We start from the raw sequence: 25,300 nt of genomic DNA on the forward strand, positions 1-25,300 counted from the left end.
GTTCGATTGCGTGCTCATGACAGACATGTGACATACCCTCAACTCCCTTGAGCTACGCCCGTAGACCGATCACGCTGATGTCTCGGCCAGTAGCGGAACGCGACGCTCCTGGCTGTGCGCGCAATCACGTGCGCACCCCCCACAGACGCGCGCCCCAACCCAGGCGCGCGCCGCCTATGAGGAGGAATCCCTCGTAATGGCACAGCTGCGTAGCAAGAAGATCCGGATCGCCGCGGCGACCTCCGTGGTGACCGCCGCCCTGCTCGGCGCCGTCACCGCCCTCCCCGCCCAGGCCGCGCCGGCCGAGGGCCGGGTCCTGGCGGCCGACTCCCCCACCGCCGTCAAGGACAGCTACATCGTCACGCTCAAGAAGGGCGCCGGCTTCAAGGCCTCGTCGGCCCAGGGCAAGAGCCTCATCAAGGGGTACGGCGGCACCGTCGCGAAGACGTTCGGCGCCGCGCTCAACGGCTACTCGGCCAACCTCTCCGCGGCCGAGGCCCGCAGACTCGCCGCCGACCCGTCGGTGGCCGCGGTCGAGCAGAACCAGACCGTGCGGGCGAGCGACACCACCCAGTCCAACGCGCCCTGGGGTCTCGACCGCTCCGACCAGGCGTCACTGCCGCTCTCCGGCACGTACACCTACCCGGACTCGGCGGGCAGCGGGGTGACGGCGTACGTCATCGACACCGGCGTACGCATCACGCACTCGCAGATCAGCGGGCGGGCCAGCTACGGCTACGACGCCGTGGACGGCGACACGGTCGCCTCCGACGGCAACGGTCACGGCACGCATGTCGCCACGACCATCGCCGGCTCGACCTACGGCATCGCCAAGAAGGCGAACATCGTGGCGGTCCGCGTGCTCGACAACGCCGGGTCCGGTACCACCGCGGGTGTCATCGCCGGCATCAACTGGGTGACCGCGAACCACAGCGGACCCTCGGTGGCCAACCTGTCGCTCGGCGGGGGCGCGTCCTCCACGCTGGACACGGCGGTCTCCAACTCCATCGCGAGCGGGGTGACCTACGCGGTGGCGGCGGGCAACAGCAGCGCCAACGCCTCGTCGTACTCGCCGGCGCGGGTCGCCGCGGCGATCACCGTGGGCGCGACCACCAGCACGGACGCGAAGGCCAGCTACTCGAACTACGGTTCGGTGCTGGACATCTTCGCGCCCGGGTCGTCGATCACGGCGGGCTGGAACACGAGCGACACGGCTACGAACACGATCTCGGGTACGTCGATGGCCACGCCGCATGTCGCGGGCGCGGCGGCGGTGTACCTGGCCGGTCACACCTCGGCGACTCCCGCCCAGGTAGCCACGGCCCTGGTGAACGGCGCCACCACAGGCAAGGTCACGTCCCCCGGCACAGGCTCCCCCAACCGCCTCCTGAAGATAGTCCCGTAACCCTTCCCCTCACGCGCCCCTAAAGACGGGGGCCACCCGCCCTCCCCCCACGCGCGCCCCAGTGGGGGCGGGCTGCGCAGTTCCCCGCGCCCCTTCAGGGGCGCGGGGAACTGCGCAGTCTTTCGTCTTGAGGCGCACGCCTCTCAGGGGCGCGGGGAACGGCGCAGTCTTTGGTTTCTAGGGGCGCGGGGAACTGCGCGGCCAGCCCCCACCGGCGCTCGGGCAAATGACACCCCCCTTCACGCGCCGGCAGCCGCCACAGGGCTTGACTGCTCCCGGACAGCTGCGCGACATTGAAGCCCGGCATCCGGCGCTTCAGGGGGCAAGTCGCCCATGCAGACCATAGGTATCAAGTCATCATCATCGGACCCGCCCGACCCGGACGGCGACGAGCGGTTACGGCAGGCGCGAACCCCGGAAAGGGACCTGCTCCCCCTGCTCGCGGGAGCGGCCACCACGATCGCCGGCGTGGGCGCCGTACTGGCCCTCGCCGACATCGACTCCCCCCTGCGCGCCCCCTTCACACTCTTCTTCCTGCTCGCCGCCCCCGCCGCCGCCGTGGCGATCGCCCTGCGGAACCTGGAACCGGTCGGCCGCGTCCTGGCGTCCCTGTCGGCAGCGACAGCTGTCAATCTTCTGGTCGCCCAGGGCATGCTCGCCGTGCACCGGTGGTCGGTCCCGGGCGGAATCGCGGCCGTGGCCGCACTCAGTTCCCTCATTCTCCTGCTGGTCCTGGTACGGCGCCTGCGCGGCCGTACGGCGAGAAGACGGGCTTCCTGACGTGGACGACGTGGATGACGTGGACATCAGCGTGTACCGCCCCGGTGAACTGACCTCCGCCGACCGGTCGGCATGGACGGCCTTCCAGTCGAAGGCCCATCTGCACGACACACCGGAGCTCGCGAACCCGTTCCTGTCCCCGGAGTTCACGCTGGCCGTGGGCCGCTGCCGGCGCGGCGTACGGATCGCGGTCATCAGGGAGAACGGTGAACCCGCCGCGTTCTTCCCCTTCCACACCACCGCCGCGGGCGTCGGCCGGGCGATCGGCCTGGGCATCTCGGACTGCCAGGGGCTGGTCCACCGCCCCGGTTTCAGCTGGGACGCCCGCGAGCTGCTGCGGGCCTGCGGGCTCTCCGTGTGGGAGTTCGACCATCTGGCGGGAGGGCAGGCGCCGTTCGAGGCCGGAGCCTCCGGCGCCTTCCCGTCCCCCGTCATCGACGTCGACCGCGGGTACGAGGCGTATCTGACCCAACTGCGCGCCCGGTCACCCAAGTTCACCCGCACCACGCTCGCCAAGGAACGCAGGCTGGGCCGCGACCACCCGGACGTGCGGTACGTGCACGACGAGCGCGACCCCGAGGTGCTGAGCACGCTGATGCGCTGGAAGTCGGCGCAGTACCGCAGGACCGGGCGCAGCGACCGCTTCGCGCAGGACTGGATCGCCCGGCTGGCGCAGCAGCTCTTCCACAGTCGTTCCGAGTCGTTCGCCGGGCTCCTGTCGGTGCTCTACGCCGACGGCCGGCCGGTCGCCGCGCACTTCGGACTGCGTTCCGAACGGGTGCTGGCGTGCTGGTTCCCCGCGTACGACCCGGAGTTCTCGAAATACTCCCCGGGCCTGATCCTGCATTTACGCATGGCCGAGGCGGCTGCCGCCGACGGCATCGCCCATCTGGATCTCGGCCGGGGCCAGAAGGAATACAAGGACTCCTTGAAGACACGGGAACTCACCGTGTCCGAAGGGTGGGTTGCGCGCCGCCATCCCGTGGCGTTCGGACACCGGGCGCGACGCGCCCCCGTCCGTGCTCTGCGCAATGCGGTGCTGGGGAGGCCGGAGTTGTTCGAGCCGGCCGACAAAATGCTCAAACGGATGGGGAAGATCCGTTCGGGCGGTTGAGTAACGGCCAAACCAACAAAAACGTGAGGCCATGTTCCAGGTCTTGCCATAGCGTCTCAATCATCAATACCGTCGTACATCTCACCCGCATCGGTCCATCAGTGCATATGCGATCTAGGGGAGGGCTCAAGATCGCGACGAGGGCCCGGCGCGGGGCGCGGTAGGGGGGTGCCGTGCTCGGTGACCGCAATTGTGCCGAGCACTGCCGCGAGACCGACCCAGACAGTCGGCCAGTTATGCCAGCTCACCCGGCATGGACGGAGCTCTATTTCGGCATGCCGTGAGTGAGAAACCCCCCTTTCGAACCGGACAAAGAACCGGACCGCCCAGGGGCGGGCGGTCCACCGGACGAGAGGGACCAGACTCAATGACTTCTTTTCTGCGCCCGGCGGATTCGGGAAAAGATCAGATCAAAGATCAGATCCAGAATGAGATTCAAGGTCAGTTTCAGGGTCAGATCACTGCCAGCACCTATCGGCCCATATCAACTCACCTGGCCATAGCACCTCCGGTGAGCATCGTGATTCCCGCCATGAACGAGGCGGAGAATCTCCCGTTCGTCTTCAAGACGCTTCCGCCATGGATTCACGAAGTGGTGCTCGTCGACGGGAATTCCACCGACGACACCGTGGCGGTCGCCCGCGAACTGTGGCCCGACGTCAAGGTCGTCGGGCAGCGGGGGAAGGGCAAGGGCGACGCCCTGATCACCGGTTTCGAGGCGTGCACCGGCGACATCATCGTGATGGTCGACGCGGACGGCTCGGCCGACGGTCACGAGATCGTCAGTTACGTCTCCGCGCTGGTCTCCGGGGCCGACTTCGCGAAGGGTTCGCGGTTCGCCAACGGCGGAGGCACGGACGACATGACACCGATCCGCAAGCTCGGCAACTGGGCACTGTGCACGATCGTCAACCGCAAGTTCGGCGCGCGCTACACCGATCTCTGCTACGGATACAACGCGTTCTGGCGGCACTGTCTGGACAAGATCGACCTCGACTGCACGGGCTTCGAGGTGGAGACCCTGATGAACATCCGGGTGGTCAAGGCGGGGCTGAAGGTCCAGGAGATACCGAGCCACGAGTACGTACGCATCCACGGCGCGAGCAATCTGCGGGCCGTACGGGACGGACTGCGGGTGCTCAAGGTGATCCTCAAGGAGCGCTCCAACCGGCGGTCGCTGCGCCGCCGCCCGCACGCGGTCACGCTCAACTCCGGTGCGGGAGAGACGTCTTGAGCGCTCCGGACATCTCAGTGGTGATCTGTGTCTACACCGAGGACCGCTGGGAGGACATTCTCGCGGCGGTCGCCTCGGTGCGGGCGCAGTCCCGGCCCGCACGGGAGACCCTGCTGGTCGTCGATCACAACCGGACGCTCCTGGACCGGCTGTCCAAGGAGTACGAGGAACGCGGGGAGCACGCACACGGGGAGCGCCGGGGGGCCGGGGAGGTGCGGGTGCTCGCCAACGCGGGCCCCCGTGGCCTGTCCGCGGGCCGCAACACCGGTATCGCCGCCTCGCGCGGCGACGTCATCGCCTTCCTCGACGACGACGCGGTGGCCGAGCGCGACTGGCTCCGCCACTTCGCCGAGGGGTACGCGAATCCTCGGGTGATGGCGGTCGGCGGCCGGACGATGCCGATCTGGGCGTCGGGCCGCCGGCCCGTCTGGTTCCCCGCGGAGTTCGACTGGGTGGTGGGCTGCACGTACCGGGGTCTGCCGCCCGGCCGGGTCCGGGTGCGCAACGTGCTCGGCGGCAACGCCTCGTTCCGCCGTACCGCCTTCGACGCGGCGGGCGGTTTCGCGACCGGTATCGGGCGTGACGGCGACAGGCGCCCGCTGGGCTGCGAGGAGACGGAGCTGTGCATCCGGCTCACCCGCGCCCGGCCGGACGCCGTCCTGCTGATCGACGACCGGGCGGTGATCCACCACCGGGTGCCGGAGGCCCGCGAGCACTTCGCCTACTTCCGCACCCGTACGTACGCCGAAGGCCTGTCCAAGGCCCTGGTCGCCCGGAGCGTGGGCGCGGGCAAGGGGCTTGAGTCGGAGCGCCGCTACACCACACGCGTACTGCCCGCCGGAGTCGCGCGCGGGCTGCGCGACGCCCTGCTCGCCCGCCCCGGCGGCGCGGGCCGGGCCGCCGCCATCGTCGCCGGAGTCGTGACGGCGGCGGGCGGGTACGCACTCGGGAGCGTCCGGGCGCGCAGGGGCGAAGCCACGTTCTCCGCGCTCCCGATCGAGCGGAACGAGGGGGCCGAACCATGAGTGGATCACCCGAGCCACGCGTGCCGATCCTCATGTACCACGCGGTGGCGAAGGCGCCGAACGACGCCACCCGCACGCTGTCCGTGACACCCGAGGCGTTCGCCGAACAGATGGCGCTGCTGCGCGGCTCGGGCTTCACCCCGGTCGACACCGCGCTCCTCGCCGAGAGTTGGCGGGACTCGGCACCGCTGCCGGAGCGACCCGTACTGATCACCTTCGACGACGGCTATGTGGGCGTGCACCGGCACGCCCTGCCCGTGCTCACCCGGCACGGCTTCGCGGCCACGCTGTTCGCGTCGACGGGCTGGCTGCGCGGGGAGTACGACACCGGGGGCGGCCTCGACGTCATGCTCGACTGGGACCAGGTGCGCGAACTGGCCTCGTCCGGCGTCGAGATCGGCGGCCACAGCCATACGCATCCGCAGCTGGACCAGCTGCCCGACGACGCCCTGCGCTACGAACTGCGGCACTGCCGGGAGATCATCGCCGCCGAACTGGGCGTGCTCCCGGCCTCGTTCGCGTACCCGTACGGCTACTCCAGCCGCCGGGTGCGCCGGGCCGTGCGCGAGGCGGGTTTCACCCAGTCGCTCGCCGTGGGCAACGCCCTCGCGCGGCGCCGCCAGGGACCGTACGCGCTGCGGCGGGTCACCGTGCGCCGCAGCACCGGGATCGAGGAGTTCGAGCGGCTCGTCGAGGGCCGCGCGATCGCCCGTATCTTCGCCAGGGACCGTGCCCTCACCAAGGGGTACTCCATGGTCCGCAGAGCACGACAGGTTCGCCGGAAGGCCATCCGTTCCCGTGTCTGACACGACCACGGCCGAAGCCGACACCCCCGCGCCCGATCCACCCGAGCGGTCCGGGCGGCGCCTGCGCCTGCCCGGGCTCGGTCCGTCGTCCGGAGGCAGCCAGCTGTTCCGGAACGCCTACGCCCTGATGCTGAACACCGGTATCTCGGCCGTCCTCGGGCTCGGCTTCTGGCTGGCCGCCGCCCGGTACTACTCCGAGTCCGCGGTCGGGCAGGGCTCCGCCGCGATCGCCGCGATGAAACTCCTCGCGGGCCTCACCGCGGTGACGCTGACGGGCGCCCTCGCCCGGTTCATCCCGGTGGCGGGCCGCGGCACCGGACGGCTCATCCTCCGTACCTACGTGGGCAGTTCGGTGGTCGTGGCGCTGGCCGCGGGCGTCTTCCTGCTCACGCTGGGGCTCTGGGGATCCTCGTACCGCTTCCTGCACGACCCGCTCATCGGGCTCTGTTTCGTCCTGTCGGTCGTCGCCTGGTCGGTGCTGACCCTCCAGGACGGGGTGCTGACGGGGCTGCGGAGCGCGCTGTGGGTGCCGGTCGGCAACACCGTGTTCTCGGCGGTGAAGCTGGCGCTGCTCGTGGCGTTCGCCTCGGCGATCCCGACCATGGGTGTCTTCGTGTCGTGGGTCGCGGCCATCGCGGTGTCCGTGCTGCCGCTGGGCTGGCTGGTGTTCCGGCGGCTGGTCCCCCGGCATGTGAAGGCGACCGCGGAGGGCGCCGAGCCGCCCACCCTGCGGGAGATCGGACGGTTCCTGGCCGGCGACTACACGGGCTCGCTGTTCTCGCTCGCCGTCGTCTACCTCGTCCCGGTGATCGTCGCCGCGCAGGTCAGCTCCGCCGACAACGCGTACTTCTACATCACCACCACCATCGGCGGCACGGTCAACCTGCTCGCCATCAACATGGGCGCCTCGCTGACCGTCGAGGGCTCGCACGACCCGGCACGGCTCGCCGCGAACACCCGGGCGGCGCTGCGCCGGATGGCCTGGATCATGCTGCCGGTGGCCGGGGTGCTGTTCTTCGGGGCGCCCTGGATCCTCGGTGTGTTCGGCCAGGGATACGCGGACGCGGCGACGCCGCTGCTGCGCTGGTTCGCGGTCGGCGCGGTGCTGCGGGTCGTCATGGAGACGTACTTCGCGGTGCTGCGCGCCCAGAGCCGCACCGCCGGACTCGCCTGGCTGCAGGGCCTGTTGTGCGTCCTGGTCCTCGGCCTGACGGTGATCCTGCTGCCCCGCATGGGGCTGACCGGCGCGGGTGTCGCGGAGATCTCCAGCCTCGCGGTGATCGTGATGCTCGCCGCTCCCCGGCTGTACCGGATCGTCATGACCGCGCCGCCCGAGGAAGCTCCCCGGGACACGGCGTCCGACGGCGACCTGGCGGACCTGGGCGCCCGCGAGGTGCCCGGTCCGCATCAGGGCGGCCCGGACAAGGACGGCTCCGAGCCGGACGGGCCCAGGAAGGCCGGGCCGAGGAAGGGGCGCGGTCCGGCCTGGGCGCAGCGCCTGGACACGGACACGCTGGCGCTCGGTGTCCAGCTCGACTTCGACCATCTGGAGCGGCGGCCGGACGTACGGCCCGGTCCCGGGACACCGCCCGCCGGCATACCCGCGGTCGACCGGCCGAGCCGCCCCTCGGGGCCCCGGCCGGACCACCGGCCGACCTGGGCGCTGAAAACGCCCCGGACTCCCCCGCAACCGCCGCCGTCACGAACGGAGTTGGGTCTGCCGGTCGAGCGGCGGGAACCGGGCTCGGAGACCTCCCTCAGCCCGTCCGAGATCGAGGTGGACGCCCCCTTCGACCCACCGGTCGGCGGCTTCGCCGAGGAACCGGAGGGCGTACGCGAGGCAGGAGCGTCCGGCACGGGCGGCGCGTCCGGAGCCGTACGGGAGGCGGACGGGCCCGGACCGGCGGAGCCGCCGGCCGCCGGATGGCGGCGGCTGCGGCCGACCCGCCTCGGGGTACTGCTCGGCTCGCTGCTGACGGCCGCGCTCGTCCTGTACTGGGTGCCGGTGTCCGGGCTCGGGGAACGCGATCTCGACCGGATGGACGGGCTCGGCCTGATCTCCGTCCTGCCCACACCGACCCTGGTCGGGGCCGGACTGCTGGTCCTGGTGTTCGCCTCGCTGCTCTGGCTGGGGCGCGAGCACAAGGCGCTGCTCATGGTCACCCTGCTGGCCACCGTGGTGTCGCTGCACGCGCTGCCGGCCGTGATCGAGACCGAACCGCGGTTCGCGACGGCGTGGCAGCACCTGGGCTTCATCGACCACATCGACCGGACCGGCTCGGCCGTGCCCGACCTGGACGCCCGCTGGAGCTGGCCGGGCTTCTTCGCGGCAGCCGCTTTCCTGTCCAAGGCATGCGGGGTCGACGATCTCACCGAGGTCATCCGCTGGTGGCCGACGGCCATGCAACTCCTGTACCTGGCACCGCTGTTCCTGCTCGTACGCCATATGCGGGCGAGCTGGCGCGCCCAGTGGACCGGCATCTGGATCTTCGTGCTCAGCGGCTGGGTGGGCCAGGACTACTTCTCCCCGCAGGGCTTCACCTACCTCCTCTACCTGGTCTTCGTGGCGATCCTCCTGGTGTGGTTCCGGGCGCCACGGGTGCTGTGGACGAAGATGCGGCCCGGCGAACTGGAGGTCGAGCCCACCGGCCGGCGCGAACGGGCCGTGCTGCTCCTGGTGCTGATCGGTCTGTTCATGGCGACCGTGCCGGCCCACCAGCTGACGCCGTTCGTGATGCTGGGCGTCCTCGCCGTCCTCGTCCTGATCGGCCGCTCCGAACTGCGGGGCCTGCCGATCCTGTTCGCCGTCGTGGTCAGCGTATGGATCGGCTTCCTCGCCGAGCCGTACTGGTCGGGACACTTCGGCGAGCTGTTCGGCGGGGTGGGCGGAGTCGGCGACAACGTCTCGTCCTCGGTCTCCGGCCGTATCGGCGAGGGCAGTTCGTCCCACAAACTCGTCCTCTACGCGCGCGTGGCACTGGCCGGCGGCGTGCTCGCGCTGGCCAGCTGGGGCTGGTGGCGCCGACGCGACCACAAGTACCGCGAACGGTCGCTGCTCGTCCTCACCTTCGTCCCGTTCCTCGGCTTCGGCCTGCAGTCGTACGGCGGCGAGATGGCGCTGCGCGTCTTCATGTTCGCCCTGCCCGGCGCGGCCCTGCTCGCCGGTCTCGCGCTCTTCCCGCGTACCGGCGTCACCGCGGACGAACGGGACAAGGACCGCGTGAGCCTCGCACCGCTCGCCGCGCTGATGGCGGGCCTCGTCCTGATGGGCGGCTTCCTGGTGGCCCGCTGGGGCAACGAGCCGTTCGAGCGGATCAGGCCGGGCGAGGTCGCCGCCATGGAGTACGTGTACGCCCACGACAGGCCGACCGTCCGGGTGCTGTGGCTGAGCAACGACACGGTCAACAACGTGACGCCCGCGATGCCGTGGGGCACCCGGGACATGGAGAAGGTGAACTACGTACCGACGCTCGCACCCGCCGATCCCGTGCTGGTGTCGAGCCTGGTCAAGTCGCTCAAGGACGCGGGCCCGAACTCGTACCTCATGATCAACCGCAGCCAGGTGACGTACCTGCAGCTGGACATCGGCTACTCGAAGACGTACGAGTACCGGCTCATCCGCAACCTCGACGCGCGGCAGGAACTGCGTAAGGTCTTCGTGAACGAGGACGTGTCCCTGTACGCGCTGCGGCAGCAGCCGCGCGGCAAGGTCGCCAAGGCCGACCCCGGCCCGATCGGTCCGCAGGTGACGTGGACGCCCTGGTCGGTGGTCGGCGCGCTCGCGGCGGTCGCGCTGATCGCGCTGCTCACGACGCGGGAGGTCGTACGGGTGGGTGCGCGTCCGAGCGTGCGCCAGCACCTTTGGCTGCAGGCGACGTTCTGGTTCGCCCTGCCGCTACTGGCCCTGCTGGTGGCGTCCTTGATCCAGAGATTCCTGACGATGGCCTGAACCGCCGTTGGGGGCGCGGGGAACGGCGCGATCTTTTCGCTTTCAGGGCCGCGGGGAACTGCGCGGCCAGCCCCAGCCGACGCCCGCCCCGCCCCGCCCCCTACCGGCGAACCCACTTCACTTCATACGCGCCCATGGCGAACCGCTTCCCGTCGACCTGCGCACTGATCCCCCGCCCCAACGTGTTCACGACGAGAACAACCCGCTCGGACGCCAGCACCCGCACATTCGCCCGATCGTCCGCGGCGACAGCCACCGACTCGTACCGCGTCCCGGGAGGGAACTCCGCCCCGAACCGGGAGAGAAGGCCGAGCATCGGCAACGGCTCACCCCCCGAGGAGCGATCCGTGGGCGTCCACAGACACCCCGCACACCCGCCCCCCTTCTCCGTCTCCGGATTCCAGTAGAAGCCGGAGGTGGCCCCGCCCCGCACCATGGCGATCAACGCGGCCGCGTGCACGGCGACCCGGTGCGACTCGGACCACCCGTCCCGCGCGTCGTCGGCGTCCGCGGGCTCCACGTAGTACTCGGCCCACCACAGCGGCAGATCACCGGTCCGCGACCGGACCCACCGGCTCACGGCCGTGAACTTCGCGGTGGCCGCGAACTCGTCCGGCAGCAGCTCGTCGTCCCTGGTGTAACCGGATCCGTCGACGACGACGAAATCCGCGCCGGCCTTGTGCTTGTTCCAGTAGTCGAAGGCGTCGAGGACCCGCTGGTCCATCGCGCCCCAACTGCCCTTCACCGTCGGGGAGGCGTCTTCCTTCTGGCGGGGGTCGAGGCTGTCCATCACGAGATAGGGCCCGCCGACCTCGATGTCCTCGTCGACCTTCTTCAGTGCCTTGTAGACGAGGTTGTACAACTCCGTGTAGCCCTCGTAGTCCCAGCGGGCGGCGGAGTCGTTCCAGAAACCCTTGAACTCGTTCCACACGATGAAGTGGCGTACGTCCGGATAACGCCTGGCGACGGTCGCGGCGAGTGCCGCGTAGTCCTTGTAGTGGGCGCGGTCCGGAGCCGTCTCCAGGGCTGCCTGGCTCCAGTCGGTCCGGTCGGCGCCGGGCTTGCCGCCCTTCATCCAGTCCGGCGCGCAGCACAGCGTGACGACCGGCGTGCCGCCCGTCTCGCGGACGAAGTCGATCCGGCGGTCCATCGCCTCGAAGTCGTAACGCCCCTTCACCGGCTCGGGGTTGTCCGCGCCCCAGCCCATGATGTGCTGGATCTGCGGCGGGGACTGCTCACCGAGACGCTGCTCCACGCGCTCCGTGGCGGCCGAGCTGCCCTCGTCGGCGCTGTACTGGGTGTGGGTGAACCCCCAGCCCACTTCCGGTTTCGGCGCCGGGGGGACGGACGGCGTGCCGTGCACCCTGCCGCCGTCGCGGGTCGTGCCCGCCTCGCTCCCCGCGCTTCCCGGCAGGGTGTGGATCAGGGTCAGGACCAGGGCCAGAGCGGCCACACCCACGCCGAGCAGAGCGGTGAAGCGCCACCGCCGAGCCCCCGAATTCCACCCATGACGTGCCATCAAGGACAACAGTAACCTCGGGCGTCAGCGGCGGAACAGCTTCCGGAACACCACAGCTCTGTAACAGGACGGCGCCCGGACCCGCTCGCGGACACCCGTGGACCCCAGGAGGACACCAATGGGGACGCGCGTGGACGCAACGCGGAAACCGGATGCACGGGGCGTCCCCGTGACGGATCATGTCGGCATGTCTGCCAACCCGCACGACGCGCTGCCGATCCGGCTCAACGTCGACGACAGCGACTCACCGTCGGACGTCGTCGACGCGCTGTTCCTCGGCCGCTTCGCGACGGGCGAGCAGCCGCACTCGCACTCCGCGAACATCGACCGCGTACGGTCCGGGGTCTCCCTTCTCCCGCCGGGCGCCCGGGTGTTGCGGTCCGCCCGCGACGACGACCGCAGCGCGACGCTCGCGGAGGGCGACGGCTGGACGCTGCTCGTGTCGCGCTGGAACCGCGGCGCCGACGTGACGGTCACCGCGACCAGCGAGGAGCTCGCCGAGAAGGTCCTCGGCCAGGCCACGGACGGCGCGGCCGACGAGCCCGAACCGCAGCCGGAGAACGTGACCATGGGGTTCTGGTACGTGTCCCCGCGGCGCGGCCCGCACCGCACGACCCGGCAGATCTCGGCGGGTACGTGGGAAGAGGTGCGCGGCAACTACACGGCGCCGGTGGCGGACGCCATGGACGGGCTGATGAAGACCACGCCCGAGGACATCGCGGGCCGGCTGCTGCTGCTGCACGGTCCGCCGGGCACGGGCAAGACGTCGGCGCTGCGTACGCTGGCGCGTTCGTGGCGGGACTGGTGCCAGGTGGACTGCGTCCTCGACCCGGAACGGCTGTTCTCCGACGTCGGCTATCTGATGGACATCGCCATCGGCGAGGAGGACGGCTCGGGGAAGGGGCGCTGGCGGCTGCTCCTCCTTGAGGACTGCGACGAACTGATCCGCGGCGAGGCCAAGCACACGGCGGGGCAGGCGCTCTCGCGGCTGCTCAACCTCACGGACGGACTGCTGGGCCAGGGCCGCAACGTGCTGGTGGGCGTCACGACCAACGAGGACCTGGAGCGCCTGCACCCCGCGGTGGTCCGCCCCGGCCGCTGCCTCGCGCGCATCGAGGTCGGCCCGCTGACCCGCCGGGAGTCCACGGCCTGGCTGGGCACGGACGAGGGCGTGGGCCGCGAGGGCGCAACCCTGGCAGAGCTGTACGCCCTGCGCAGAGGCACCACACCGACATCGGTCCCGGACCAACGGACGGACACGGAGGCAGGCTTGTACCTCTAGCCCCTCACCCACTCACCAGCACCGCGGTGGATTCCCGCCGCAACGGCGGGCAACCACCGCGGCGCAGATGGAAGGCACGCCAACCCACCACCCGTTGCACAGGCGCAGCCCAAACCCCCGCCGCGACGGCGAGCAACCACCGCGGCGGATCCCGGCGGTGCCGAATCCACGTCTGCCCGCTCGGTCCGTGCAGGCCACGGCCACCGGCCGCCGCCCGGGACCCGACCGCGGCGGTCGGCCTGGGCGGCCGGGCAGGGCGGTGGGGCGACGGCCGCGCCCCACCCGTCAGCCGGACTCCCCATAAGCCGCGCGCAGCGCATCCCGTACCGCGGCGAGGGCCGCGGCCTCGGACAGCCCGAGCCGCCGCACACGCTCGGCATAGGCCTGCGCGTCGGACGCGGCCGTACGATCCGCCGCCGAGCCCGCGGCAGCGACCAGCGTGCCGTTGCGCCCCCGCGTCTCGATGACCCCGTCGGCCTCAAGCGCCCGGTACGCCTTGGCGACCGTGTTGGCGGCGAGCCCGAGCTCCTCGGCCAACCCCCGCACCGTGGGCAGCCGGTACCCCACCGGCAGCATCCCGGCCCTCGCCTGCTCGGAGATCTGGGCGCGCACCTGCTCGTAGGGCGCGACCCCCGTACCGTCATCGATGTCGATCTTCAACGTCACCCGGTGATTGTCCCGCACCCGCCGGAAAATGAGAGGCGGCCTGCCGCACCCCGCGCGTAGCGTGCGATTCCATGACTGTGATCGTCCGCGACCTCCGCACCGAGGATGCCGAGGACGCCGAAGGCTTCTCGTACATCCGGCGTCTGGCGCTCCCCTACATGCTCTCCACCCCGGAGTCCGTCCTCCACGACGTCACGCACGCCCACCCCGACGCGCATTTCCGGCCGCTGGTCGCCGAGGAGGACGGCGAACTCATCGGCACGGCCAACACGGGCGTGGTGTACGACAGCCCGCAGCCGGGCCAGGCCTGTCTGAACGTGTACGTGCACCCGGAGCGCCGGGGCCGCGGCGCGGGCTCGCTGCTCGTACGGACCGCGGAGGCGCATCTCGCCGAGGTGTCCGCGCGGAAGCTCTTCGCCTGGGTCCTCGACGAGCCCGCGAACCGTTCCTTCGCCGAGCGGCGCGGCTACCACGCGAGCCGCTCCGCGCACTTCCTCCGTCTCGACCTGGCGAACAACCCGCTGCCGCCACGCCCGGAGGCGCCCGCGGGCGTGGAGCTGCGCACGGCCGCGGACTTCGCCGACGACCCGCGCCCCCTCTTCGAACTGGACGCGGAGACGCTGGCGGACGAACCGAGCGACATCGCCCACGAGTTCACCGACTACGAGGCCTGGCTGAAGGAGACCTGGCACCACCCCCTCCTCAGCCAGGAGCTGACCTCCGTCGCGGTCGTCGACGGCCGGCCCGCCGCGTTCAGCGCCGCCCGCACCGACGGCCGCACCCGGTACGGCACGGTGATGACCGGCACGGCCCGCGCCCACCGCGGACGCGGCCTCGCCAAGCTCGCCAAGGCCGACTCCCTGCACCGCGCCCGCGCCGCCGGCTTCACGGAGGCGTTCACGGGCAACGACTCGGGCAACGGCCCGATGCTCGCGATCAACAAGTGGTTCGGTTACGAGATCTGCGCCACGGAGGTACAGCATGTCCGCGAACTCGGCTGATCCCTCGGCCCGGTCCGCCACTCCGGTCACCGTGGACATCGTCCTGGTCAAGTCCGGCCGTACGAAGATCCGGTACCCGGCCGACCTGCTCCACGACGACGGGACACACGTCGTCGTCCGCGCGACCTGGGCGGGAGCAGGTGTACGCGACTTCGGCTTCGTACGCTTCGAGCCCGGCGACGTCTTCACCGAGCACTACTGGCGTGACCGCTGGTACGCGGTGAAGGAGGTCCGGGACGCCGAGGGCACGCTCAAGGGCTGGTACTGCGACATCGCCCGCCCGGCCGAGGTCACCCCGGCCGACGTCACCCCGGGCGAGGTGGTCTGCGAGGATCTCGACCTGGACCTGTGGCGCTCCGCCGACGGCAGGACCGTACTGCGCCTCGACGAGGACGAGTTCGCGGCGAGCGGCCTGGAGACCACCGATCCACGGGCCGCGTCCGCAGCGCGGGCGGCCCTGGACGAACTCGAACTCCGCGCCCGCGAAGGCGACTTCGAGGCACTGCTGACCTAGCCACCGCAGGCCCGCATCCCTGTAGCCCCGCAGCTCCGTAGCCCTGCGGTCCGCCCCTCACGGCACCGCGATCACCGCGTACCGCTCGTCATCGACCTCCCGGCCCCACAGCCGGGAGTCGTCCGACAGCAGCTCCACGCGCACGTCCTCGGCGAGGGGCGCGAGCAGGGCCGTCAGCCGGTCGGCGGGTATGCCGACCGGGCTCACCGTCCCCCAGACGCCCTCGACGAGGACGAGCCGTCCGCCGGGGCGCAGGAGCCCGCGCCAGAGCCGCAGGACGCGGCCGGGCTCGGGGAGCGTCCACAGCACGTGGCGGACGAGGACGGCGTCGAAGCGCTGCTCCCCGACGGGCGGGGCCGCCGCGTCACCGACCAGGAACGCGGCGTCGCGTCCGGCCAGTTTGGCGCGGGCCAGTCCCACCATGCGGGGCGAGAGGTCGACGCCGGTGACCCGGTGCCGCGCCTCGGACGCGAGGAGCGACAGGCTGCCCGTGCCGCAGCCCAGATCGAGGACGTCGGAGGGGCCGCGGGGCAGCCAGCCGCGCAGTCTGGCCGCCCATGCCTCGCGCACGGCGGGGTCCCGCAGTCCGTGGTCCGGCTCGTCGTCGAAGGTGTCGGCCTCCCCGTCCCAGTCGACGCCGGACCGCTCTCCACCAGTGCTGTTGCCAGTGCTGTCACTCGTCATGCACCCAGAGTGGCACCCGCCACTGACAACGGGCCGACCCCCGGTTCGGGCCCCACTCGGGCCCATCCTTCACACAAACCGACAAGATGTCCGACATGTGGACTCATTGATGAAACGTGACAGCCGCCACTGACAACTGGCCTCCGATGAGTCACCCTCCCGGAAATGGTCTGACTCCGTGAGAACGCGGTACTCGGCAGACCAGCCGCAGGGAGGCCCCTATGCGCCGCATGACCATGCAGAAGCCCCTGAAGAAGTCGGACGCCCGTCGCGTACGGGAAGAGGCCGACCAGCGCCCGGCCGAGCGCCCGGAAGTCCGCAAGGACATCCATCGCACCTGGTGGCCGGACGGGTGAGCGCGCCGGGGCAGACGCCCCCGGGCCGGGTCGCAGACGGTCAGGGTGCGAGCCGCTTGCGGTAGTGGAGCCGGTCGTAGGGGCCGTCCACGCGGCGCTCGACGAGTTCGTACCCGTACCGGGGGTAGAGCCTCTGGTTCTCCCACATCAGCGCGTTCGTGTAGAGCCTGACCTCGGGCAGTCCCAGCGCCCGCGCGTGCGCGTCCACGAAGGCGAGCAGCCGCCGTCCCACGCCCTGACCGCGGGCGTCCGGGCGGACGGCGACGCTGTCGAGGAACAGATGGCCCTCGTGCGCCTCGATCACCACGAGCCCCACCACCGGCTCCCCCAGGACGAACACCCGCCCCGCGGCGATCTCGGCCGCGTGGTCCGCCCGCACGGGCTGCGGCACGACACCGATCCGCTCGACGTAGGGGCCGTACGCCGCATCGGTCACGGCCCGCACGGCCGCCGTGTCGGCGAGAACGGCCGGCCGGATCCCCGCCTCCCGCGCACTGTCTGCCATGACAGGAACGGTACCTACCTGAGCCCAGTCTCAGCACTCCCTTAACGGCACCATAAGGATCGCCCGCACCCGCTCCCAGCAGGCGATTTTGCGGTTTCCAGGGGCTAGCTTGCTGATCGCCCCCAGGCATCACAGGCACCCCCCAGATCCGTTTCGAGGAGTACCCCCATGCCCGCTCGCCACCAGGCAGCCGCCCGTATCGCCACCGTCGTCGCGGTCGGCGTCGCCCCGCTCGCCCTGACCGCGCTCGCCGCCGCTCCCGCCGCCGCCCACGGCTCGATGACGGACCCGGTGAGCCGGGTCGCCGGCTGCTTCGCGGAGGGTCCGGAGAACCCGAAGTCCGCCGCCTGCAAGGCGGCGGTCGCGGCCGGCGGCACGCAGGCCCTGTACGACTGGAACGGCGTCAACATCGCCAACGCCGCCGGGAAGTCGAAGCAGATCATCCCCGACGGGAAGCTGTGCAGCGCGGCCAACGACAAGTTCAAGGGCCTCGACCTGGCCCGCGCCGACTGGCCCGCCACGCGGCTGACCTCGGGCAACCGCACCTTCCGCTACAAGGGGACCGCCCCGCACAAGGGCTCGTTCGAGCTGTACGTCACCAAGGACGGGTACGACCCGACGAAGCCGCTGAAGTGGTCGGACCTGGAGTCGACGCCGTTCCTCAAGGTCACCGACCCGAAGCTGGAGAACGGCGACTACGTCTTCAACGGGGTCGTCCCGGTCAAGTCGGGCCGCCACCTCATCTACTCGATCTGGCAGCGCTCCGATTCCCCCGAGGCCTTCTACACCTGCTCGGACGTCGTCTTCGGCGAGGGCGGCGCAGGTGCGGAGGCCTCCGCGGCCCCGGCCGCGTCGGCGCCGTCCGACGAGGAGATCGCGGACGGTGCGGACGAGTCGTCCGTGGAGCACGGGGGGCACGGCGACGACGACCCGAAGACCCAGGCGTCGGTCACGGCCGCGGCCGGCACGAAGTCGGACCCGGACTCCGGGACCGACTCCGGCTCCGGCTCCGGCTCCGAGGCCGTGGAGACACCCGGAGCCGCCGAGGCCGCCGACGGGTCCGGGAACGGTGCCGAACCCGCCGGTGCGTCGACGAACCTCGCCGAGACCGGGGGGTCCGACTCGACCGCGTACCTCGCGGTGGGTGGGGCGGCGGCGCTGGCGGTCGGCGCGGCGGCGATGTTCGCGTCCGTCCGCCGTAGGGCTGCCGCCGGCAAGTAGGGATCGTGGGGGTTCGGCTGTACGGGAACTGCGGGCCCGGCTGTGGCTGGCCGCGCAGTTCCCCGCGCCCCCTACGGGGCCCGGCCAGCTGAGCGCCGACAGACAGGTAGTGGGGGTTCGGTCATGCGGGAACTGCGGGCCCGTCGTGGCTGGCCGCGCAGTTCCCCGCGCCCCCTACGGGGCCCGGCCAGCTGAGCGCCGACAGACAGGTAGTGGGGGTTCGGTCGTGCGGGAACTGCGGGCCCGTCGTGGCTGGCCGCGCAGTTCCCCGCGCCCCTTACGGGGCTCGGCCAGCTGAGCGCCGACAGATGGGTAGTGGGGGTTCGGTCGTGCGGGAACTGCGGGGCCGGCCTGGCTGGGCGCGCAGTTCCCCGCGCCCCTTTTGGGGCGCTAGCTGATTGCTGACAGGCAGGTTGTGGGGGTGGCTCGGGACGGGTCCAGGGCGTTGGCCACCTCGTGGAAGGCGATGCGGTCGGTGAGTCCGATCGCCGCGTGCTCGGAGAGGTCGAGCGCGCACAGGTCCTGGATCAGGATGTTGCGTACGTTCGGGCCGTCGAGGAACTGTGAGCGGTACGGCGTGACGACCTCGTCGTACCGGGTGGCGATGACCGTGTAGCGCACGCCCGGCACGGTGTCGCCGCCCGCGTTGAGCCGGGTGAGGAACGCGGAACCGGCCACCTGGTCGGCGAGGGCCGGAGTGACCGATGAGAGCACCTCGCTCGCGCCGGGGAAGTACGTGACCAGCTTGGCCAGTCCGTTCAGGGTGGTGCCGTGGTTGTCGGGGGCGATACCGACGAGGGCGTTCACCTTGGCGGCGCCGCCGAGGAACTTCAGGTAGTGGCGTGGCATCATGCCGCCCTGCGAGTGGCCGACGAGGTCCGCCTTCGCCGCCCCGGTCGCGGCGAGCACCTTGTCGACGAAGGTCTTCAGCTGCTCCGCCGACTTGTCGATGGGGCCGAGCCCGTGGACGAGCGGCACGCCGGGAAGCTGCCCGTAGTCGAGGGCGTAGACGCAGTAGTCGCGGCTGACCAGATAGGGCGCGAGGCCCAGCCAGTTGTCGACGGAGTTGGCGAAGGTGCCGTGGACGAGGACGACGGGGCGCGGATGGGCGGCGGACGGCTTGCAGGAGTAGTCGTTCCATCCCCTGCTGGTCGCGGTCGCAGCCCGGTCGGTGGCGGCGGCGGCAGTGGCCGTGGTGGCGGGGACGAGCGTGACCACCGCGGCCAGCAGCAGCGCCGACAGGGGTCTGAGCAGGTGCTTCCAGGGCAGCATCGGGTGATCTCCTTGCGGCTCAAGGGAGTGACGAGGCCATACGCCCTGTGATCCGGATCACGAGGATGCTGTTCTTTTTTCAAGTTACGGGCGAGTAGTAAGTGTGTGAAGTTACGCGTCAGTAAAAACTTCCAGTGGTAACCGGGAGCGCTGACACGTGGCGTTGAACCGTCACCAGGCGGGCCTGATGGGACCGTAGGGCGCAATGCGCAGCAAATGGTCGCGCAACGCCCGGACTTCACCCTCACCGATTAGTTCGATCCACGGCCGAACGGCCTCCGCGGCCGACTCCTCCGCCGCCCGGGTGCACTCCCACCCCTGCTCGGTCAGCACGATCAGCCGGGCGCGCGCGTCGTCGGGGTGCGGCTGCCGTTCCGCGTACCCCTTGCGGACGATCTCGTCGACGAGCTGACTCGCGGCCTGTTTGGTCACGCCCAGGTGGGCGGCCAGTTCGGTGACCGTCGCCCCGCCGGACGCGATCCGGGCGAAGGCGAACCCGTGCGCGGGCCGCAGCCCCTCGAACCCGCGGGCGACGACACCGTCGTGGATGCGCTGCGTGAGTTCACCGGCGACGGCGAGCAGCGCGGCGGAAAGGGCCATGGCCTCGGAGTTCTGCACGCATGCATTGAAACACCCTTGACGAAATGGTCAAGCGGCTTGACTATGATGCACAGTACTTGGTCAAGTGACTTGACCATCTAGCACGCACAACAGCGCGCACGACAGCACGTACAACAGCGCGCACCCCAGCCCACACCGGAGGCAGCCATGCCCGTAGTCCGCTCGTCCGAAGCCGTCACCCATGAGATCCACGGCGCCCGCTTCGTCTCGTACGCCACCCCTCTCACCGGGAGCAGGGAACTGTGCGCCTGGCGGGGCGAGATCCCCGCGGGCACGAAGGCACCCGCGCACACCGTCAGCCGCGAGGAGATCTTCCATCTCCTCGCCGGGGAACTGCTGATGACACTCGACGGCCGCACCGAACGGATCGCGGCGGGCGACACGGTGATCGTCAACCCCGGCGCGACACTCACCGTCGAGAACCCGACCGACGAGACCGCGATCTCGTGGGTCACCACGTCCATAGGCCTCCAGGCAGAACTGGCGGACGGCACGACGCTCACCCCACCCTGGGCCAACTGATCGAGAGGCCGCCCGAAGGCACCCCGCCCAGGGGTGCGGGGAACTGCGCGCCCAGCCACAACGCACCCGCGCCCTCACCCCCCTCCAACGACCGACACCCCACCACCCCACTCCCCCGGCGGAGCGTCACGCCGCCAACGCGCCCGGAACCACCGCCCCCGCCCCGAACTTCTCCCGCACCCGGTCCGCCACCTCCTCAAGACGCCGCACCTTCTCGTCCACGGGATCGAACGTCAGCTGGTGGGAGGCCTGTTCGGCGGGGTCGAGCCCCTCGGCCCGCAGAGCCACGCCACGGACCCGGGCCCGCTGCAGACCGAGCGCCTCGTACATGCGGTACGCGGCGTCGGTGAGCGCGGAGGAGTGGGCGGTCGGCTCGGGGAGCGTACGGCTGCGGGTCGTCGTCGACCGGTCGGCGTAGCGGACGGTGAGGGTGAGCGTGCGGCACACCTTCTCCAGGGCGCGCAGCCGCGAGCCCAGTTCCCCGGCCGCGGAGAGCAGCGCGCGCCGATGCTGCGCGGGGTCCAACTCGTCACGCGGGAAGGGCCGTTCGGCGGCGAGCGACCGGGAGACGGCGTTCGGTACGACCCGGCCGCGGTCGATGCCCCGCGCCCTCTCGTGCAGTTCGCGGCCGGTACGGGCACCGGTGAGCCGTTGCAGTGTGCACAGCGGCGCGGCGGCCACCTTGCCGATGCTGTCCAGGCCGTACTCGCACAGGGTGCGGGCGGTGGCCGTGCCGACGCCGGGCAGCGCCCGTACAGGCCGCTCCGCCAGGAACTCCGTGAGGGCGAGGGGGCCTTCGGGAACCACCCGGATCTCCCCGGGGGCGGCTTCCCGCAGGGCCATCCGCGCGAACATCGGGCCGGGCCCCGCCCCGATCGCGCAGTCGACGCCGTGCCAGGCGAGCGCCCGTACCCGGATCAGCAAGGCCAGTTCCACGACATCCCGCCGGAAGTACCGCTCGGCGCCCCGCAGATCGGCCAGTGCCCCGTCGGGCGGCAGCGCCTCGACGACGGGGGTGAACTCCTCCAACGTGCCGAGGAGCCCGGGCAGGGCGGCCTCGTACATCGGCGGCAGCTGGAAACGTACGCAGAGGATGGTCATCCCGCACTCCCCGGGCTCTGGTGCCACAGTTTCTTTCCGCTCGCGGACCCCTCGCCCGCCGGGCGCAGATCCGCCCACGGATGCATTTCGTATCCCGTGGGCAACTGGATTCGACGGCCGCCCGTCGGATCTCCCGCACCCCGGGAACCGGCCCCGGCCCCAGGCTCTCCCTCAGCCCCTTCACCGGGCCCTCCCGCAGGCCCTCCCTGCGGCTCGGCCAGTCGCATCGCCACTCCGTCCAGTCCTTCCTGGTGCCGCAGTTCCACCAGGTCGGCGAGGTTCCAGGCCGCCGCCCCGACGACGCTGAGGCTGCGCGGGCCGCGCCGCTGCACCACTCCGCGTACGAGCAGGAGCCAGGAGTGGAAGACGGTGTGGGCGCACGTGTCGTGGGAGTCGTCGAAGAAGGCGAGGTCGAGCAGACCCGTGCCGTCGTCCAGGGTGGTGAAGATGACCCGCTTTCCGGAGCGGATCGGCGGTGTCTGGGTGGCCGCCTTGGCGCCCGCGACCAGAACCGTCTCGCCGTGCTTGGCGGCCCGCAGCCGGCGGGCCGTGACGACACCCAGCTCGTCGAGGAACGTCCGGTGATCGTCCATCAGATTGCGTGAGGCATCCATGGAGAGCACGCCCAGTTCGGCGCTGAGCCGTTCCGCCGAGGAGAGGTCGGGCAGCCCGGCCGACGCGGTCTCCTGGCCTCCCGCCAGCGGGAGTTGGGAGCCGCCGGCACCGCGTGCGCCCCGGTGCAGCTCGGTCAAGTGCAGTTGCAGATCACGGCGGTTGGCGCCGAAGGTGTCCAACGCACCGACCTGCGCGAGCCGTCCGGCCAGCGGGCGGCTCGGCCGGGCCCGTTCCCAGAAGTCGAGCAGCGAGGCGTACGGCTGCCCCTGCTCGATCCGGGCCGCCTCGGCCTCGCTGATCCCGTGCACGTCGGAGAGCGCGAGCCGGACACCCCAGGTCCCCTCCGAGTCCCGCGACCCCTCCAGGGATTCAGACACCAGTTCGATACTGTGTGCGACCGACGACCGGTTCACGTCCAACGGCAGGATCGGCACCCCCCGCCGTCGCGCGTCCGCGAGCAGCAGCCGCTTCGGGTACATCCCGGGATCGTGCGTGAGCAGCCCCGCGTAGAAGGCGGCCGGGTGGTGCGCCTTCAGCCACGCCGACTGATAGGTCGGCACGGCGAACGCGACCGCGTGCGCCTTGCAGAAGCCGTACGCCCCGAAGGCCTCGACGATCTCCCAGGTACGGGTGATCGTCTGCGCGTCGTACCCCCGCGAGGCCGCGTGCTGCGCGAACCAGAAGCGGATCCGGCCCTGCGACTCGGGGTCGGACAGCCCGCGCCGCACCCGGTCCGCCTCGCCCCGTCCGCAGCCGGTCATGATGTCGACGATGTCGATGACCTGCTCGTGGAAGACCACGACCCCGTACGTGCTCTTCAGCGGCTTCTCCAGATCGGGGTGCGGGTAGCGGACCGGCGCGCGGCCGTGCCGTGCCTCGATGAACGGCCGCACCATGTCGGCCGCGACCGGCCCGGGGCGGAAGAGGGAGATGTCGACGACGAGGTCGTGGAAGGTCGCGGGCTGGAGCCTGCCGACCAGGTCCCGCTGGCCCGGCGACTCGATCTGGAAGCAGCCCAGCGTCTCCGTCGACCGGATGAGCCGGTACGTCTCCGGGTCGCCCTCCTCGACGGCGACGGCGTCCAGGTCGACCTGGTCGCCCGTCGCCCGTTCCACCTCGGCCACCGCGTGCGCCATCGCGGACTGCATCCGCACACCCAGTACGTCGAGTTTGAGCAGCCCGAGGTCCTCGACGTCCTCCTTGTCGAACTGCGCCATGGGGAGCCCTTCGCCACTGGTCGGCACGACCGGCGTACGGGCGAGGAGCGAGGCGTCGGAGAGGAGGACCCCGCACGGGTGCATGGCGACTCCGCGCGGCAGGGCGTCCAGTGACTCCACCAGTTCCCACAACCGCCCGTACTTCTCCTTCTCCCCTGCCAGGGAACGGAGTTCGGGCAGTTCCGCCAGCGCGGCGCGGGCGTCGCGGGCGCGGATGTGCGGGAAGGACTTGGCGATGCGGTCGATGTCGGCCGGGTCCATGGACAGGGCCGCGCCGACGTCCCGTACCGCGTGACGCACCCGGTACGTCTCCGGCATCGCCACCGTCGCGACCCGCTCGGTGCCGAACCGGCCGATGATCGCGCGGTAGACCTCGATGCGGCGCGCGGACTCCACGTCGATGTCGATGTCGGGCAGGACCGCGCGGCGCTTGGACAGGAAGCGCTCCATCAGCAGCCCGTGTTCGACGGGGTCGGCGTGCGCGATGCCGATGAGGTGGTTGACGAGCGAGCCCGCCCCGGAGCCGCGCGCGGCGACCCGGATGCCCATCGCCTTCACGTCGTCCACGACCTGAGAGACCGTCAGGAAATAGGAGGCGAAGTGGTGGTGGGCGATGATGTCCAGCTCGCGGTGCATCCGCTCCCAGTACTCCCGCGCCCGGGACGAGCGGTCGTACCCGAGCCGCGTCATGCCCGCCGCCGCCCGTGAGGCCAGTACGCGCTGCGCGGTGCGGCGCCCGGCGCCGACGAGGTGCGCCTCGGGGAAGTGCACCGCGCCGATCCCGAGGTCGTCCTCCGGGTCGACCCGGCACTCGTCGGCGGCGGCCCGGGTCTGTTCGAGCAGCCGGCGGGCGGTGTCGCGGCGGTAGCCGGCGGCCTCGACGACCCGTTCGGCGGCGGCGAGCATGGCCCCCTCGTCCTTGAGCCAGGCCTCGCCGCTGTCCAGCTCCTTGCGGGGGTCGACGGGGACCAGCCGGCGGGCGGCGTCCAGCACGTCGGCGACCGGGCCCATGCCGGGGTCGGCGTACCGGACGGCGTTGGTGAGCACCGGGCGCACCCGCTGTTCGGCGGCGAAGCCGACGGTACGGGCGGCCAGCCGCAGGGAGCCGGGGCCGGTGCCCTCGCGCCCGTGCCAGACCGCTTCCAGGCGCAGCGCGTCGCCGTACACCTCCCGCCAGGGCGCGAGCAGTGTCGCCGCCCGGTCGGGCCGTCCGGCGGTGAGCGCGCGGCCGACGTCGGAGGCCGGGCCGAGCAGCACGGTCAGCCCCTCGGCGTGGTTCTCGGCCCGGGGCAGCAGCGGCTGTCCCTCTCCCGCATGCGCCGCAGTAACGATCCTGCAGAGATCGACCCAGCCCTTCGCGCCGTCCCGGGCGAGGAAGGTCACGCGAGGCGTCGACTCGTCGACGAAGGCACCGCCCCGTACGGGAGTCCGGCGCCGCTCACCCCGTACGGACTCCGCGGCGGCCCTTCCCGCGACCCCTGCGGGCCCTCCGGACGACCCCCTCGCAGCCCCTCCGGCGGGCCTTACGGCGGGCTCTTCGACCGCGAGGTCGACCCCGAACAGCGGGCGCACGCCCACGCCCTGCGCGGCACAGGCCTTCGCGAAGCGGACCGCGCCCGCGACGGTGTCCCGGTCGGTGAGCGCCAGCGCGTCCATACCCCGCTCGGAGGCCCGTTCGGCGAGGCGCTCCGGGTGGGAGCCCCCGTACCGCAGGGAGTACCCGGAAGCGGTGTGCAGATGCGTGAAGCCGGGCACGCGCACCTCCACCACCAGGGGCTTTCACCCAGTCCTCGAACATTAGTTCCCAAGTCCCTCACCTCCACCATAGACCATCTCTCGAACATCTGTACGACATCCGTTCGGACCCGTCCCACCTGCACAAACGTCACGG

The 25,300-nt window shown here is 71.2% G+C and carries 21 protein-coding genes; 13 read left to right on the forward strand and 8 right to left on the reverse strand.

Translation table 11 applies throughout. The annotated features are described in order from the left end of the window. The first annotated feature begins 196 nt into the window (after positions 1-196). The 7 genes from ACZ60E_RS20840 to ACZ60E_RS20870 all read left to right on the forward strand — a co-directional run bounded on the left by ACZ60E_RS20840 (position 197) and on the right by ACZ60E_RS20870 (position 10,313). Positions 197-1,405 carry a S8 family peptidase gene (locus ACZ60E_RS20840; RefSeq protein WP_453795225.1) on the forward strand — a complete coding sequence of 403 codons (1,209 nt, stop codon included), beginning with the start codon at positions 197-199 and terminating at the stop codon, positions 1,403-1,405. A gap of 333 nt (positions 1,406-1,738) precedes the next feature. Beyond that, positions 1,739-2,185, forward strand: a complete 447-nt coding sequence (locus tag ACZ60E_RS20845) for a hypothetical protein (protein ID WP_384816421.1) — start codon at positions 1,739-1,741, stop codon at positions 2,183-2,185. A gap of 19 nt (positions 2,186-2,204) precedes the next feature. Then, positions 2,205-3,299, forward strand: a complete 1,095-nt coding sequence (locus ACZ60E_RS20850; RefSeq protein ID WP_469442294.1) for a GNAT family N-acetyltransferase — start codon at positions 2,205-2,207, stop codon at positions 3,297-3,299. Positions 3,300-3,666: 367 nt separating this feature from the next. Beyond that, positions 3,667-4,533, forward strand: coding sequence for a glycosyltransferase family 2 protein (locus tag ACZ60E_RS20855; RefSeq protein ID WP_469442223.1), 867 nt, complete (start codon positions 3,667-3,669; stop codon positions 4,531-4,533). Next, complete coding sequence (locus tag ACZ60E_RS20860; RefSeq protein WP_469442225.1) at positions 4,530-5,558, forward strand: glycosyltransferase family 2 protein; 1,029 nt, start codon at positions 4,530-4,532, stop codon at positions 5,556-5,558. The genes ACZ60E_RS20855 and ACZ60E_RS20860 overlap by 4 nt, the downstream gene beginning before the upstream one ends. Continuing rightward, on the forward strand, positions 5,555-6,364 hold the full coding sequence (locus tag ACZ60E_RS20865; RefSeq protein WP_469442226.1) for a polysaccharide deacetylase family protein: 810 nt from the start codon (positions 5,555-5,557) through the stop codon (positions 6,362-6,364). The genes ACZ60E_RS20860 and ACZ60E_RS20865 overlap by 4 nt, the downstream gene beginning before the upstream one ends. Then, entirely contained in the window at positions 6,357-10,313 is a 3,957-nt protein-coding gene (locus tag ACZ60E_RS20870) for a lipopolysaccharide biosynthesis protein (protein WP_469442228.1), read from the forward strand. Before ACZ60E_RS20865 ends, ACZ60E_RS20870 begins: the two co-directional genes overlap by 8 nt. Positions 10,314-10,413: 100 nt before the next feature. On the opposite strand, the gene ACZ60E_RS20875 is transcribed toward ACZ60E_RS20870, so the two are convergent. Then, the gene (locus tag ACZ60E_RS20875) at positions 10,414-11,832 is read right to left on the reverse strand and encodes a GH39 family glycosyl hydrolase (RefSeq protein WP_469442230.1); all 1,419 of its coding nucleotides are present in this window, start codon (positions 11,830-11,832) and stop codon (positions 10,414-10,416) included. Positions 11,833-12,019: 187 nt separating this feature from the next. On the opposite strand from ACZ60E_RS20875, the gene ACZ60E_RS20880 reads away from it, so the two are divergent. Further along, positions 12,020-13,114, forward strand: a complete 1,095-nt coding sequence (locus ACZ60E_RS20880; protein WP_384813857.1) for a DUF5925 domain-containing protein — start codon at positions 12,020-12,022, stop codon at positions 13,112-13,114. Between the two features lie 285 nt (positions 13,115-13,399). Here ACZ60E_RS20880 and ACZ60E_RS20885 read toward each other — a convergent pair whose 3' ends face one another. Next, a complete protein-coding gene (locus ACZ60E_RS20885) occupies positions 13,400-13,780 on the reverse strand; it encodes a GntR family transcriptional regulator (RefSeq protein WP_384813860.1) in 381 nt (126 codons plus the stop codon). A gap of 71 nt (positions 13,781-13,851) precedes the next feature. Here ACZ60E_RS20885 and ACZ60E_RS20890 point away from each other — a divergent pair, with 71 nt between their 5' ends. Next, positions 13,852-14,781 (forward strand): GNAT family N-acetyltransferase, encoded by a 930-nt coding sequence (locus ACZ60E_RS20890; protein ID WP_469442231.1) that lies wholly within the window; start codon positions 13,852-13,854, stop codon positions 14,779-14,781. Continuing rightward, on the forward strand, positions 14,762-15,295 hold the full coding sequence (locus ACZ60E_RS20895; protein ID WP_469442232.1) for a ribonuclease FAU-1 family protein: 534 nt from the start codon (positions 14,762-14,764) through the stop codon (positions 15,293-15,295). Before ACZ60E_RS20890 ends, ACZ60E_RS20895 begins: the two co-directional genes overlap by 20 nt. 57 nt (positions 15,296-15,352) lie before the next feature. On the opposite strand, the gene ACZ60E_RS20900 is transcribed toward ACZ60E_RS20895, so the two are convergent. Next, positions 15,353-15,979, reverse strand: a complete 627-nt coding sequence (locus ACZ60E_RS20900) for a class I SAM-dependent methyltransferase (RefSeq protein ID WP_469442234.1) — start codon at positions 15,977-15,979, stop codon at positions 15,353-15,355. A 221-nt stretch (positions 15,980-16,200) separates the two neighbouring features. Between ACZ60E_RS20900 and ACZ60E_RS20905 the strand changes: the two genes are divergently transcribed. Then, positions 16,201-16,335, forward strand: a complete 135-nt coding sequence (locus ACZ60E_RS20905) for a hypothetical protein (protein WP_384813871.1) — start codon at positions 16,201-16,203, stop codon at positions 16,333-16,335. 40 nt (positions 16,336-16,375) lie between these two features. Here ACZ60E_RS20905 and ACZ60E_RS20910 read toward each other — a convergent pair whose 3' ends face one another. After that, complete coding sequence (locus ACZ60E_RS20910) at positions 16,376-16,840, reverse strand: GNAT family N-acetyltransferase (protein WP_469442235.1); 465 nt, start codon at positions 16,838-16,840, stop codon at positions 16,376-16,378. A 168-nt stretch (positions 16,841-17,008) separates the two neighbouring features. On the opposite strand from ACZ60E_RS20910, the gene ACZ60E_RS20915 reads away from it, so the two are divergent. Then, the gene (locus tag ACZ60E_RS20915; RefSeq protein ID WP_469442237.1) at positions 17,009-18,061 is read left to right on the forward strand and encodes a lytic polysaccharide monooxygenase auxiliary activity family 9 protein; all 1,053 of its coding nucleotides are present in this window, start codon (positions 17,009-17,011) and stop codon (positions 18,059-18,061) included. A 390-nt stretch (positions 18,062-18,451) separates the two neighbouring features. Here the strand turns inward: ACZ60E_RS20915 and ACZ60E_RS20920 are convergent, their stop codons facing one another. Both ACZ60E_RS20920 and ACZ60E_RS20925 read right to left on the reverse strand, forming a co-directional pair. After that, positions 18,452-19,333, reverse strand: coding sequence for an esterase/lipase family protein (locus tag ACZ60E_RS20920; RefSeq protein ID WP_469442238.1), 882 nt, complete (start codon positions 19,331-19,333; stop codon positions 18,452-18,454). A 171-nt stretch (positions 19,334-19,504) separates the two neighbouring features. Next, on the reverse strand, positions 19,505-19,951 hold the full coding sequence (locus tag ACZ60E_RS20925; protein WP_469442240.1) for a MarR family winged helix-turn-helix transcriptional regulator: 447 nt from the start codon (positions 19,949-19,951) through the stop codon (positions 19,505-19,507). Positions 19,952-20,101: 150 nt separating this feature from the next. Between ACZ60E_RS20925 and ACZ60E_RS20930 the strand changes: the two genes are divergently transcribed. Beyond that, positions 20,102-20,476, forward strand: a complete 375-nt coding sequence (locus ACZ60E_RS20930) for a cupin domain-containing protein (RefSeq protein WP_469442242.1) — start codon at positions 20,102-20,104, stop codon at positions 20,474-20,476. A 126-nt stretch (positions 20,477-20,602) separates the two neighbouring features. On the opposite strand, the gene ACZ60E_RS20935 is transcribed toward ACZ60E_RS20930, so the two are convergent. Both ACZ60E_RS20935 and ACZ60E_RS20940 read right to left on the reverse strand, forming a co-directional pair. Next, a complete protein-coding gene (locus ACZ60E_RS20935; protein WP_469442244.1) occupies positions 20,603-21,577 on the reverse strand; it encodes a DNA polymerase Y family protein in 975 nt (324 codons plus the stop codon). Further along, the gene (locus tag ACZ60E_RS20940; RefSeq protein ID WP_469442245.1) at positions 21,574-25,164 is read right to left on the reverse strand and encodes a DNA polymerase III subunit alpha; all 3,591 of its coding nucleotides are present in this window, start codon (positions 25,162-25,164) and stop codon (positions 21,574-21,576) included. Before ACZ60E_RS20940 ends, ACZ60E_RS20935 begins: the two co-directional genes overlap by 4 nt. Positions 25,165-25,300 lie beyond the last annotated feature (136 nt).

It is taken from the genome of Streptomyces sp. NPDC102514, from assembly GCF_055584525.1.